This window comes from Mycobacterium gordonae (genome assembly GCF_001417955.2).
Lineage (GTDB): Bacteria > Actinomycetota > Actinomycetes > Mycobacteriales > Mycobacteriaceae > Mycobacterium > Mycobacterium gordonae_B.
Genome location: NZ_LKTM01000175.1, coordinates 1 through 1,598, shown reverse-complemented (window position 1 = coordinate 1,598; position 1,598 = coordinate 1). Strand labels below are relative to the sequence as shown.

Genomic DNA, 1,598 nt, shown 5'->3' with positions numbered 1-1,598 from the left:
CGGAACCTGTCAACCTGAATGAGGCACCGTTGCGCGGTATTTACTGAGCGTCCTCCTCTGGATGGTCGGGTGGGTTGATCCAGGAGCTGGTGGGTAGTTGCGGCGGTTCGGGCGGTTTGCGGACGAACCGTTCCGGGTGTTCGGCGTAGGCGGCGTCGAGTACACCGGCACGCTTGTCGCGGACTGCCTCGGCCAGGCCGTAGTGGACGTCAGCGGCGGTATGCAGGCCCAGCCCGCTGTGGCGATGTTCATCGTTATACCAACCGAAGAAAACCTGACAGTGTCTTCGGGCATCTTCGATTGAGCCGAACCGGCCGGGGAAGTCGGGCCGGTACTTCAACGTCTTGAACTGGGCCTCGCTAAACGGGTTGTCGTTGGAGACGTGCGGTCGCGAATGCGACTGGGCGACACCGAGATCGGCCAGCAGGAACGCCACCGGCTTGCTGGTCATGGAACTGCCGCGGTCGGCGTGAATCGTCAACTGGTCACGGTCGATCCCCTGCTTGGCGCAGGTCTGACGGATCAGCACCTCGGCCAGCGCCGCCGATTCGCGGCTGGCGACCATCCAGCCAACGACGTAGCGGGAGAAAATATCCAAGATCACATACAGGTAGTAGTAGGTCCACTTCGCTGGGCCACGCAATTTCGTTATATCCCACGACCACACCGCATTTGGGGTGCTGGCCATCAGTTCGGGTTTCACCTTCGCCGGGTGCGTGGCCTGGGCGCGGCGCTCACGCACCTCGCCGGCTCGGCGCAGCAGCCGATAGAACGTCGACTGCGAGCCCAGGTAGACACCTTCGTCGAGCAGGATGGCCCACACCTGCGCCGGTGCCAGGTCGGCGAACCGGTCGCTGTGCAGCGTATCGAGGATGGCCTGCTGCTCGGCAGCGGTCAGTGCCCGCGGCTGACGGCGCTGCCGGTGCGGGATCGGCTCTGGTCGTGGCGGTGCCGGGCTTTGCCGGTGCCGTCGGTAGTAGCCGGCCTGCGCGGCACCAACGGCTTCGCAGGCCGCCCGCATGCCCAGCTGCGGTGCCAACTCCATGACGGCCTGATCAGTCACGGCGTCGACCTCGGATCGGTATCCGCGCTCCCGGAGAGCGTCTCCAAGAGCGCGTGCAGTTTTGCCTGCACATCCACCACGAAGCGGGTCTTGGCCAACTCCTGCTCCAGTCGCTGCTTTTCGGCCTGCAGGCGGGCGATCTGCTCGCCGGCCGGATCACGGCGCTTGCGCCCGCGCGGGGCGGCCAGCCCCGCCAACGCGCCGGCGTCGCGGGCTTTGCGCCACTCGGTGATATGGCTGGAATACAGCCCCTCACGGCGCAGCACCGCACCCTTCTCACCGTCGGGCGCTGCGTCGTAGGCAGCCAGGACCTCCAGCTTGTACTTCGCGGTGAACGTCCGCCGCCGGGCGCGTTCGGGCACCTCGGGCTCGGGACGTTGCGTTGCATCGTCAGCCACCCGACCAGGATCTTCCATCCCGGCCGCACAGACCAACGTCGTCACCTTGCTTGCCATTTCGGGGAGTCTCTCCATCCCCGCCCTCGGGTCACTAATTGTCAGGGGGCGGGTGCCTCAACCCAGGTTGGCAGAGAGGG

At 66.0% G+C, this 1,598-nt stretch carries 1 protein-coding gene; it reads right to left on the bottom strand.

What is annotated here, in order from left to right; genetic code table 11:
• Window positions 1–40: 40 nt before the first annotated feature.
• Window positions 41–1,479 (bottom strand): IS3 family transposase gene (locus tag AO501_RS14515; RefSeq protein WP_372511698.1). Its coding sequence is split into 2 segments (ribosomal slippage): window positions 41–1,113 and window positions 1,113–1,479, totalling 1,440 coding nucleotides; the frame shifts between segments, so codons are not numbered across the junction.
• Window positions 1,480–1,598: the final 119 nt, after the last annotated feature.